Annotated in this window: 8 protein-coding genes; all 8 read right to left on the reverse strand. The window is 59.3% G+C overall.

Translation table 11 applies throughout. The annotated features are described in order from the left end of the window. Nucleotides 1-15 precede the first annotated feature (15 nt). Nucleotides 16-936, reverse strand: a complete 921-nt coding sequence (locus AB4O41_RS15970) for a LysR family transcriptional regulator (protein ID WP_460143864.1) — start codon at nt 934-936, stop codon at nt 16-18. Between the two features lie 202 nt (nt 937-1138). Next, entirely contained in the window at nt 1139-2005 is an 867-nt protein-coding gene (locus AB4O41_RS15975; RefSeq protein ID WP_460143865.1) for an ABC transporter permease, read from the reverse strand. 19 nt (nt 2006-2024) lie between these two features. After that, a complete protein-coding gene (locus AB4O41_RS15980) occupies nt 2025-2885 on the reverse strand; it encodes an ABC transporter ATP-binding protein (RefSeq protein WP_460143866.1) in 861 nt (286 codons plus the stop codon). Nucleotides 2886-2890: 5 nt separating this feature from the next. Then, nucleotides 2891-3916, reverse strand: coding sequence for an ABC transporter substrate-binding protein (locus AB4O41_RS15985; RefSeq protein ID WP_460143868.1), 1026 nt, complete (start codon nt 3914-3916; stop codon nt 2891-2893). Nucleotides 3917-3931: 15 nt separating this feature from the next. Beyond that, on the reverse strand, nt 3932-4843 hold the full coding sequence (locus tag AB4O41_RS15990; RefSeq protein WP_460143869.1) for a TauD/TfdA dioxygenase family protein: 912 nt from the start codon (nt 4841-4843) through the stop codon (nt 3932-3934). A gap of 302 nt (nt 4844-5145) precedes the next feature. After that, nucleotides 5146-6513 (reverse strand): HlyD family type I secretion periplasmic adaptor subunit, encoded by a 1368-nt coding sequence (locus AB4O41_RS15995; RefSeq protein ID WP_460143870.1) that lies wholly within the window; start codon nt 6511-6513, stop codon nt 5146-5148. Next, nucleotides 6503-8659: a type I secretion system permease/ATPase gene (locus AB4O41_RS16000; protein WP_460143871.1), complete on the reverse strand. Its 2157-nt coding sequence runs from the start codon at nt 8657-8659 to the stop codon at nt 6503-6505. Before AB4O41_RS16000 ends, AB4O41_RS15995 begins: the two co-directional genes overlap by 11 nt. A 39-nt stretch (nt 8660-8698) precedes the next feature. Then, complete coding sequence (locus tag AB4O41_RS16005; RefSeq protein WP_460143872.1) at nt 8699-10051, reverse strand: TolC family outer membrane protein; 1353 nt, start codon at nt 10049-10051, stop codon at nt 8699-8701. Between the last annotated feature and the right edge of the window lie 325 nt (nt 10052-10376).

Here is a 10376-nt window from a genome sequence, read left to right on the forward strand (position 1 = left end):
ATTGGGGGATCAACTTTAGGTTGGCTGCGCCGCCAACCAGGTCTCATCGCAACAGGTCTTAAGGGTTTCGCGCATCCAGCGATGAGCCGGATCCTTGTCGAAACGCGGATGCCAGGCCTGGGTCAGCATCAGGGTCGGTAACGGAATCGGCAGGGTAAACGAGCGCAGTTTCAAACCCAGGCGTCGCACGCTGAGCAATGCCTCCTTGGGCACCGGCAGAATCAGATCGGAATCCGGCAAGGCGAACATCGCCGCATGGAAACTCGGTGCAATCACCGCCACCCGCCGCTCCAGCCCCAAGGCGTTGAGCGCCGTGTCGATCGGCCCACGGGCGATCCCCCGGCGCGACATGCTGATATGGGAAAAACCGGCGTACCGTTCGGCGGTGATCTCTTCATCGAACAACGGGTGATCTTCACGCACCAGCCCGACAAAGTGAGTGGAAAACAGGTTCTGCACCTTCACTTCCGGCATCAGCGGCCGGTTGTTGCTGACGCTTAAATCAATGCGTCCTTCACGCAAGGCTTCGTCGTCCCTATCGCCCTCGGGGACAAAGCGCAATTCACAATGCGGAGCCTGGCGTTCCATCGTGTCGAATAGCTTGCCGCCGTAGACGCCAACAAAGAAATCATTGGCGCGAATGCTGAACCGCCGGCGCAAACTGCCCAGATCCACGTCATCGGCTGAGCGGAACAGCAAAGCGGCCTGCTCCACCAGGTCCCGCACCTGCTCGCGCAACTCCAGTGCCTTGGGCGTCGGCACCAGACCACGACCGGCGCGCACCAGAATCGGATCGCCGATGGCCTCGCGAATCCGCGTCAGCGTCCGGCTCATCGCCGCCGGGCTGAGATTCATCCGCCGCGCAGCGCCCACCACACTGCCCTCGTCGAGCAAGGCGTCGAGGGCGACTAACAGGTTCATGTCCGGGAGTTGCATGCTGAGCACTCGTGTCTGATCTAGATTGATTCAGACGCAATGCTAGCAAACATCCTCCTGACTGATGTATCGGCAGGTCTGCCGCCATCGCGGGCAAGCCCGCTCCCACAGTGATCTTCAGTGAATGCGGACTATGTGTTCGACACAGAACCCTGTGGGAGCGGGCTTGCCCGCGATGGCGCCAGATCAGACACTGCAAAACTCAGCGCTGCATCCCCCACCGCTTCACCGTCACCCGCTCCAACGTATCAAACACCAGATTCTCCACCAGCAACCCAATCAGGATCACCACCGCCAACCCGGCAAATACCTTATCGGTGTACAGCTCATTACGGTTCTGGAAGATGTACCAGCCCAAACCACCCTTGCCACTGGTAGCACCAAACACCAGTTCGGCGGCAATCAGCGTACGCCAGGCGAAGGCCCAGCCGATTTTCAGCCCGGCGAGGATCGACGGCAGCGCGGCCGGGATCAGGATGAACAACACGAATCGCATGCCCTTGAGGCCGTAATTGCGCCCGGCCATGCGCAAGGTTTCCGAGACACCAAGAAACCCGGCATAGGTGTTCAAGGCCAACGCCCAGAGCACCGAATGCACCAGTACAAAAATCAGGCTGTTCTGCCCCAGCCCGAACCACAGTAGCGCCAGCGGCAACAAGGCAATGGCCGGCAGCGGGTTGAACATCGAGGTCAGTGTACTCAGCAGATCACGACCGAACCGGGTCGACACCGCCAGCGTTGTCAGGACAAACGCCAGAACGATGCCGATCAGGTAACCCTTGAGCAAAACAACCAGCGAAATCCATACCTTGCTCAGCAGTTCGCCGCTGAGCAGGCCATCCTGCAGCGCGCTGGCGGTTTGCAAAAAGCTCGGCAGCAGCAAGTCGTTGTTCTGATAGCGGGCGACGGCTTCCCAAAGCACCGCGAGCAACATCAGGATCAGGCTTTTACGCAGCCAGCCCTGCTGCCAGAGGCGCTGGCCGAGCGGCAATTCACGCTCCAGCGGTACGCTGGTCAGCGGCTGCAAAACAGTTTCGTACTCTTTACGCGCAGATAATGAATGGCTCATCGGGCAATCCTCCAATGGCTCAATAAGCGATGCGAATGTCGGCGAAATCCAGCGCACGCTCGGTTTCCGGCGACTGACCTTCATCGAACAACAGCCGATGAATCCGCCGCGCCGATTCTTGGAACGCCACGCCACCCAAGCTGTGCAAGTCGTATTGATGGCTGTGGACTTCCGCCCGCACCCGACCCGGATGGGGCGACAGCAGCAGGATCCGGTTACCCACCACCAACGCCTCTTCGATGGAGTGAGTGACGAACAGCAGCGTGAAACGCACCTCTTCCCAGAGCAGCAGCAACTCTTCCTGCATCTTGCGCCGGGTCAGCGCGTCGAGGGCGGCGAAGGGTTCGTCCATCAACAGGATTTTCGGTTGCATGGCCAAGGCACGGGCGATGGCCACGCGAGCTTTCATGCCGCCAGACAAGGTATGCGGATAGGCATCGGCAAACGCCGCCAAACCGACCTTGTCCAGATAGTGCAGCGCCCGCTCTTCAGCCTCTTTGCGTTTGAGGGTTTTGGAAGCGAGCAGCGGAAACATCACGTTCTGTTTGACGGTTTTCCACGGCGGCAGTTGATCGAACTCCTGGAACACCACGATCCGGTCCGGCCCTGGCGCATCGACTCGCTGGCCTTGCAGGCGTATCTCGCCCTCACAGGGCCGAATGAACCCGGCAACGGCTTTGAGCAACGTCGACTTGCCGCAGCCGGAAGGACCGAGCAGCACAAAGCGATCCGCCGGATCGATCTCGAAACTGACCTGATGGGTCGCTCGAACCACCCGCGCAGGCGTGCGGTATTCCAGGCTGACCTGGTCGACCGACAGCAGCGCTTGAGCTGCCGCGATCGGCTTGCTGGCCGTGTGGCCTTGCAAAGGGGCGTTCATGTCGGTCAGCTCCCTTGCAGCGATTTAGTGTCTTGGAAGAAGTAGTCCTTCCACGAATCCGGTTTGTTTTTGATCGCGCCGACGCGGTAGAGGAACTCGGCCAGCGGGTAAGTGTTTTTCGGTGTGATGCTGAATTCGAACTGCGGGTTGTCGATGATTTTCAGCAACGCCGCGCGATCGATTTTGGCCTTGGTGACACGGATATAAGTGTCGGCCGCCGCACCTTTATCGTTCTGCGCAAACTCGGCCGCTTCGGTCAGCGCGGCGATGAAGGCTTTGTAGGTTTTCGGGTTCTCGTCGCGGAATTTCTCGGTGGCGAACAGCACGGTCGGCGAGTTCGGGCCGAGCAAATCATAGGTATTCAGCACCACATGCACGTTGGGGTTTTCCAGCGCCTGATCCTGGAACGGCGGGTTGGAGAAGTGCCCACTCAACTCGGTGCCGCCGGCGATCAGTGCCGCGGTGGCATCCGGGTGCGGAACGGCGATGGTGTACTTGTCGAGGCGATTGAATTCCTTGTCGCCCCACTGCTTGGCCGCCGCGTATTGCAGGAAGCGCGACTGCACCGACACCCCGACCGCCGGCACCGCGATGCGGTCCTTTTCGGTGAAGTCGGCGATGGTTTTGACCTTGGGATTATTGCTCACCAGGTAGTAAGGAAAGTTGCCCAGGGAAGCCACGGCTTTGACGTTCTGTTTGCCGTGAGTGCGGTCCCAAATGGTCAGCAACGGACCGACGCCCGCCCCCGCAATATCGATGGAGCCGGAGAGCAACGCATCGTTGACCGCCGAGCCGCCGGAGAGCTGGGTCCAGTCGACCTTGATGTCGATACCTTCCTGCTTGCCGTATTTCTCGATCAGGTTCTGATCGCGCACCACATTGAGCAGCAGATACACGATGCCGAACTGTTCGGCGATACGGATTTCACCTTCGGCGTGAGCCACGGTCGGCGCCACCAGGCTGCCGGCGAGCAGGCTGAAACCCAGGCCAATGGCCGCAGCCAAGGGTGCGAATGGAAGACGTTTGGACATGGGAGTTCTCCGAAATCAGAAAGGCGCGTCGCCCTGGATGGTGGTGCGATACAACTTGCGGCGCAGATGGCTGGGGCATCCGGCGGCGAGGTGAATCAGCGAACGGTTGTCCCAGAACACCAGGTCGTGGGCCTGCCATTGATGGCGGTAAATGTTTTGCGGCAGCACGCTGTGGGCGTAGAGCTCGTCGAGCAGTTGCTTGCTCTCGTCTTCCGGCAAACCGACGATGCGGGTGGTGAAACCCTCGCTGACGAACAACGCCTTCCGGCCGTTTTCCGGATGAGTGCGGACGATGGGGTGAACCACTTCGGCAACCTGAGCGAGTTGCTCCGGCGTCAGGGTCGGGCGCCAGTTGCCTTCAAACTTTGTCTCGCTATAGCGCGCTGTGTAGGAATGCGCGGCCGAGCGGCCTTCGACGGCTTTACGCAGTGCTTCGGGCAGGCTGTCCCAGGCTTTGTGCATGTCGGCGAACAGCGTGTCGCCGCCTTCGGACGGCAGCTCCTGGGCATGCAGCATCGAGCCCAGGCTTGGCAGTTCTTTATAGGACAGGTCCGAGTGCCAGAACTTGCCGGCGTCACCGAGGCCGATGGATTGGCCGTTTTCGATGATGTTGGAAACGATGAGGATTTCCGGATGCCCGGTCAGCAGGAACTGTTTGAGCACGTGGATCTGCAACACGCCGAAACGGCGGCTGAAGGCGATCTGCTGTTCGGGGGTAATGCGCTGGTTGCGGAACACCACCACGTGATGATCCAGGTGTGCGCGATGGACGCGGGCGAAATCTTGATCGTTGATCGGGCGAGACAGGTCCAGCCCGATGATTTCGGCACCGACGGCACCGCTGAACGGACGGACTTCGAAGACTTGCGACGCAAGGGTGGCGGCGCTGGCTGACGCAGGCTTTAGAGAAAAAGAGACGGCTGACATAAAAATCACTCCCACGCACGGCACGCTCAAGGGCGCGCGTCGATCAGAAACTCACGGAGGTCCCGTGTTGGTTCGTGTCGTGCGGCGCGCCGATTGGTCGGCAGGTACGCAGGGGATTGACTTTATAGGTATAAGAATTGAAATTTAAATACCGTTAGTGAATAACGATATGGCAATTGAGATGTGGTGTCTTTGAGGGCGCCTTCGCGGGCAAGCCTCGCTCCTACAGGGGATGGTGTGTTCACAAATTTCTTGTAGGAGCGAGGCTTGCCCGCGAAGAGGCCATCAACCCCACTCGAGAATTACCGCTCGTGCAACGCCTCGGCGCGAGCCCGGATAATCGGCTTGAGCAAATAACTGAGTATGGTCTTCTTGCCGGTAATGATGTCCACCGACGCCACCATCCCCGGGATGATCAGCAACGGTTTTTCATCCGTCCCGAGGTGGCTGCGCTCGGTGCGCAATTTGATGATGTAGTACGTGGTCTTCTTGTCTTCGTCGGTGATGGTGTCGGCGCCGATCTGCTCCAGCTTGGCCTTCAGTCCACCATAAATGGTGTAGTCGTAAGCCGTGAACTTCACCGTGGCGTCCTGTCCCGGATGCAGGAAGGCGATGTCTTGCGGACGAATTTTGGCTTCCACCAGCAAGGTGTCATCCAGTGGCACGATCTCCACCAGATCGCTGCCCGGCTGGATTACGCCGCCGATGGTGTTCACCAGCAACTTGTTGACGATGCCGCGCACCGGCGATGTCACCAGCGTCCGGCTGACCCGGTCTTCCAGCGCCTTACCGGTGGCCTTGGCCTTGTTCAGGTCGGTGCGTGCTTCGTTGAGTTGGGTCAGGGCTTCGCTGCGAAATTTGCCGCGAGTCTCATCAATCTTGCGCTGAACTTCCTTGATCGCCGATTCGGCGCGCGGGATCGCCAGAGTGGTGGCGTCCAGTTGCCCGCGGGTTTCGACCTCGGCACGCTTGAGGCGCAAAACCTCAACCGGTGACACCGCGCCCTGAGCCACCAACGGCTCGGACATGTTGATTTCCTGACGCTGCAAGGCCAGGCCACTGCGGTACTGAGCCTGTTTGGAGGTGAATTCGCGCAGCTCCTGCTGACGCTGAATCAACTGCTCCTTCAAGCCACCGATCTCATCGTGTAATTGCTGACGACGGCTGATGTACAGCGACTCTTCACTGGCAGCCTGAGTGGGAACAGCCTTGAGCACGTCGGCGGGGAAGTTCAGCGGACGGTCATCGACCTCGGCGCTCAAGCGCTCCACACGCAGCAGCATCGACAGCCGATCGGCCTCGGTTTCACCGACGTTGGAGGCAAACCGCGTGTCGTCCAGACGAATCAGCGGCGCGCCGGCCTCGACGATCTGCCCTTCAGCGACGAACAACTCGGAGACGATGCCGCCCTCAAGGTTCTGGATTTTCTGGATCTTCGACGACGGAATCGCCTTGCCGTCGCCCTTGGTGACTTCATCGATCACCGCGAAGTTGGCCCAGAGCATCAGGAACACGAAGAAGCCGATGATCGCCCAGATCGTCAATCGCACCACGCGCGGGGCGTCTTCGATCAGCGCTTTGTTGACCTCGGGAAGAGGCTGGCCTTGCAGCGACGCGGAGCCTTTGAAGTAGCGGCGGATGGAATCTTTGACCCCGGACTTAAGCAACACTGATCTGCCCCTTCTTCAACGCTTCCATCACGGCGGCTTTCGGGCCATCGGCGAGTATCTGCCCACGGTCGATCACCAACAGACGATCCACCAGCGACAACAGCGAAGCCCGGTGCGTCACCAGCACCACGGTCTTGTTTTCAACCACTGCAGCGAGGCGTTGCTTGAGGCGTTCTTCACCGGTGTTGTCCATGGCGCTGGTCGGTTCGTCCAGCAACAGGATCGGCGGGTTGAGCAGCAGCGCTCGGGCCAGGGCGACGTTCTGACGCTGACCGCCGGAGAGGTTCTGCCCACGCTCACCGACTTGCAGCTCATAACCTTGGGGGTGCAGACGGGCGAACTCATGAACGCCGGCCAGTTCCGCGGCTTGCAGCACTAGCTCGTCTTCGACATAGCGCGCGCCCGATACCAAATTGTCGCGCAACGTGCCGGCGAGCAATTGAATGTCCTGGGGCACGTAGCCGATGTTGTGGCGCAATTCGCTGACGTCGATCTGACGGATATCCACACCATCCACCAACAACGCGCCGTCGTCCGGCTGATAGAGGCCCACCAGCAATTTAGCCAGGGAGCTTTTGCCCGAGCCACTGCGGCCAATGATGCCGATCTTCTCGCCGGGCTTGATGATCAGGTTGATGTTCTTCAGCGCGGGGTTCTGCTGATCCGGATAAGTGAAGTTCAACTGGCGGCATTCAATGGCGCCCTGCAGCACCTTGCGGCTCAGCGGACGCTCTTCGAAATTGCGCTCCTGCGGCAGCTCCATCATCTGATCGACCGAGGTCATGGTCACGCGGGCCTGCTGGTAGCGGGTCAACAGGCCGGACAACGAAGCCAATGGGCTGAGGGCGCGACCGCTGAGCATGTAGCACGCAATCAAACCGCCCATGCTCAGATGGCCGTCGATGATCTGGTACACGCCGAAGACAATCATGATCACCCCGGCCAGTTGCTGAATCAGCAAGGTGATGTTCATCGCCAGACCGGACAGCATTTTCACCCGCAGTTCGAGGCGGCTGAGGGTGCCGATGGTCTGTTCCCACTGATACTGGCGTTCGCTTTCGGCGTTGTTGACCTTCACCGCATCGAGACCGGCGAGGGTTTCGATCAGGCTCGACTGGCGCTCGGCGCCCAGGGCCATGGTTCGTTCCATGGTCGCCACCAGCGGTTTCTGCAAGGCATAACCGATCAGCAAGGCAATCGGGAACGCCAACACCGGAATCCACACCAGATGCCCGCCCAGAATCGCGATGACCATGAAGATCAGCAGCGTAAACGGCAGGTCGATCAGGCTGGTGAGGGTCAGCGACGCGAGAAAGTCCCGCAGGCTCTGAAACTCATGGATGTTCTGGGCGAAGCTGCCGACCCGAGCCGGGCGGTACTTCATGGCCATGCCGACGATGCGTTCGAACAACGTCGCGGAGATGATCAGGTCGGTTTTCTTGCCGGCCAGGTCCAGGCACAAGCTGCGCAGGCTCTTGAGGATCAGGTCGAACAGATAAGCGCCCGTAATGCCGATGGCCAGGACCCAAAGGGTCGACTCGGCCTGGTTCGGCACCACGCGGTCGTAGACATTCATCACGAACAGCGGCGCGGCCATGGCAATGATGTTGATCAGAAAACTGGCAGCGATGGCATCGACATACAGCCAGCGCGAACGCTTGAGGGTGTCGCGAAACCACGAGCGTGCGCGCGGGATCAGCGTGCCGTGGTTAACGTCGAATTTATGTTGGGGTTGGGCGAAGAAGACTTTGCCGCTGTAATCGTCGGCGAGCAGTTCACGGCTGACGCAGACCTCGCCACCATCGCTTTCGCTGAGCAGCAGGCGGGCCTGGTCTTCACCGTGCCAACCGAGCAGCACCGCACTGCGACCGTCCTTGAGCAGCAACAGCGCCGGCATGGCAATCGCCGGAATCTGCTCCAGCTTGCGTTGCAACACCCGCCCTTGCAGCCCGGCGCGAGCGGCCGCACGGGGCAGCAGTTCGACGCTCAGGCGTTGTTTGGGCAGCGGCAGGCCGGTGGTCAGCATCGCGGCGCTGGCCGGTTTCTGGTGCAAAGTGCAAAGGGCTAACAGGCCGTCCAGTAACGGATCGTCATGCAGCGCGCGCGGATCATGAATGAGTTGAACTCGACTGACTTCTGATTCCACGCTCGACACTCTTGGCTAACGATTAAAATGGGGCAGGACTCAATTCATCCCGGGCAGCTGAACCTTGGGCTTCACGTCGTTCTGCACAACGGATGCCAACGGTGCGACTACGCCCTGACTTTTGAGCAATTCGCCCATGGTCGCCTTGATTCGGTACTGAGTAAATAACTGAATGTTTTTGATCTCGGCCAGCCGACGGGAAGCGCTGAACAGCTCGTTTTCACTGTCGAGCAGGTCGAGCAAGGTGCGTTCGCCAAGGCTGAACTGCTTCTGATACGCGCTGCGTACACTGGCGCTGCGATCGACATATTGCTGGGCGATCGGCACTTGGGCGTTGGCATTGTTCAGGGCGTTCCAGGCCAGACCCAGCTCTTCATTCAATACGCGCAGGGCGTTGTTGCGAACATCCAGCGCCTGGTTCGACAGGTAGGACTTGGATTCCAGGTCAGCCTTGTTGCTGCCACCGGCGAACAGATTGAAGCGCATGCGCAGCATGGCCTGCCATTCGTTGTTGTGACCGTTCTGACCATCGAGATCGTTATCGGCGGTGCGACCCAGTTCGGCATCGAAGCGCGGGTAGAAGCTCGACTTGGCGGCTTCGTACTGCTTCTCGGCGGCGGCGATATCGGATTCGGCGGAACGCAGGATCGGGCTGTTTTCCAGCATCTGCGCCCGGGCTTCATTCAGGTTGGCCGGCAACAGCGCCATGAAATCGGCAGGCCGCTCCAGTTGATCGGGCATCTGGCCGACGGCGCTGAGGAAGTTGGTTTCGGCATCCGCCAGGTTGGTCTGTTCAGTGATCAGGTTGTTGCGGGCCTGGGCCATACGCGCGTCAGCCTGATCAAGGTCGGCACCGCTGCCCACGCCGCGCTGGGTGCGCAACTTGATCTGGTCGAGAATCCGTTCGTGATTCTTCAGATTGTCTTCGGCCAGGCGCACGAATTCGCGACGGGTCAACACATCGAGATAGACCTGAGCGACGGTCAGCCCGGTTCGTTCCGACGTGCCCATCAAGGAATATGCGCGGGAATTAACGGTGGCTTGTTGACGCCCCACTTCGCTGGACGTCGCAAAACCGTCAAAAACCATTTGCGACAGACGTAAACTTGACTCGCTGCGGTTCAGCGTTTCCCAGTGATTGTTGTTGCCGGTGGTACGGGTAGTGACGCTGTCGGTGCCTTCGCGACCATAACCGCCCAGCAGATCGACCCTTGGCAGGTATCCCCCTTTGGCGGCCTTTAACTGATAATCCGCGGCCAATCGACTGTTGACCCCTGCCTGGATTTCCGGATGGACATCCAGCGCCTGCTGCATGGCTTGCGGAAGGCTTTGTGCCTGAACAAAGCTGGTGGCAAGGGCGAAGGGTAGAACCTTGAACAGGTGCAAACGCATAGTTGGAATTTCCCGGGACTTCTTGTCTTGGAATCACTGCAGAACGTGGCACTGCATCGGATGATGGCAACCGGAATGACCGCATGTCGGAAAGTTCAAAATCGGAACTGGATCACACACTGTAGGACAGGTCGCCGCTTAAATATCAATGTGACATTACCGGGACGATTGTTTAGGATGGCACCCGGAAGGTCAATAGTTTGGCATAAAGTTAATTTCGAAAAAATATAGCCAAATTATTGACGATTCACGCGTCAAAGTTATGTATCGAATTTTGTAACAACGTCCAGCCCCTATCGGTGAACACGCCGAGCGGTTCATGGAA

It is taken from the genome of Pseudomonas sp. S2_A02, assembly GCF_054668495.1.

Coding starts and splice junctions, on each gene's coding strand:
- AB4O41_RS15970 (WP_460143864.1), bottom strand. CDS start 936: ATGCAACTCCCGGACATGAACCTGTTAGTCGCCCTCGACGCCTTGCTC.
- AB4O41_RS16005 (WP_460143872.1), bottom strand. CDS start 10,051: ATGCGTTTGCACCTGTTCAAGGTTCTACCCTTCGCCCTTGCCACCAGC.
- AB4O41_RS15985 (WP_460143868.1), bottom strand. CDS start 3,916: ATGTCCAAACGTCTTCCATTCGCACCCTTGGCTGCGGCCATTGGCCTG.
- AB4O41_RS15980 (WP_460143866.1), bottom strand. CDS start 2,885: ATGAACGCCCCTTTGCAAGGCCACACGGCCAGCAAGCCGATCGCGGCA.
- AB4O41_RS15975 (WP_460143865.1), bottom strand. CDS start 2,005: ATGAGCCATTCATTATCTGCGCGTAAAGAGTACGAAACTGTTTTGCAG.
- AB4O41_RS15990 (WP_460143869.1), bottom strand. CDS start 4,843: ATGTCAGCCGTCTCTTTTTCTCTAAAGCCTGCGTCAGCCAGCGCCGCC.